We start from the raw sequence: 801 nt of genomic DNA on the forward strand, positions 1-801 counted from the left end.
TCGCCGAGATGCTCGGCATCGCGGTGACCAAAGTGCACCAACAGCTGCGGGACGGCCATCTGATCGGCGTGCGCCGTAACGGCGTGGTGGTGATCCCGAAGGTCTTCTTCGACGACACCGGCCACGTCGTCAAGAGCCTGCCCGGGCTGCTCGTCGTCTTGCGCGACGGGGGCTACCACGACACCGAGATCGTGCGCTGGCTCTTCACGCCCGACGAGTCGTTGTCGATCCGACGCGACGGCACGACCGAGGCGCTGCCTAATGCCCGGCCGGTTGATGCTCTTCACTCGCATCAGGCCCGTGAGGTGGTGCGCCGGGCCCAGGCTTTGGCTTATTGACAGCTGGCTCATTGACCTTCGGGCTCTCCGGCGCGTTCCTCAGCGAGTACCACGCCGTTACGGCGCACGCCGATCAGATGGCCGTCCCGCAGCTGTTGGTGCACTTTGGTCACCGCGATGCCGAGCATCTCGGCGACAGTGGGTAGGTCGTAGACGTCTTCGGCGGGATCGAGGACGTCGTCGGCGGCCGGAATGCTGCTCACCGCACCGAGTCTAAATCCGATGGCTCCGTAACATGTCTCCGATGGAGGCCTATCCGCGCACGGACCCGCTGCTGGGAACCGTGCTCGACGGCCGATACCGCGTCGACGTCATGATCGCGACCGGCGGCATGTCGGCGGTGTATCGCGGATTGGATCTGCGTCTGGATCGGCCGATCGCGCTGAAGGTGATGGACACCCGGTACGCGGGCGACGCACAGTTTCTCACCCGCTTCCAGCGCGAGGCCCGTGCCGTGGCGCGG

Annotated in this window: 1 protein-coding gene and 2 pseudogenes; 2 read left to right on the forward strand and 1 reads right to left on the reverse strand. The window is 66.0% G+C overall.

The genetic code is table 11. The annotated features are described in order from the left end of the window. Nucleotides 1–338 (forward strand): Rv2175c family DNA-binding protein (locus A5698_RS04085; RefSeq protein ID WP_068293593.1); only part of this gene is annotated, 338 nt, incomplete at its 5' end. A 38-nt stretch (nucleotides 339–376) separates the two neighbouring features. Here the strand turns inward: A5698_RS04085 and A5698_RS04090 are convergent. Continuing rightward, nucleotides 377–541: pseudogene (locus A5698_RS04090) on the reverse strand (helix-turn-helix domain-containing protein); the annotation flags it as partial. Between the two features lie 32 nt (nucleotides 542–573). Here A5698_RS04090 and A5698_RS04095 point away from each other — a divergent pair. After that, nucleotides 574–801, forward strand: a pseudogene (locus A5698_RS04095) (protein kinase domain-containing protein); the annotation flags it as partial.

This window comes from Mycobacterium sp. E136 (assembly GCF_001666865.1).
In the GTDB taxonomy this organism is placed as follows: domain Bacteria; phylum Actinomycetota; class Actinomycetes; order Mycobacteriales; family Mycobacteriaceae; genus Mycobacterium.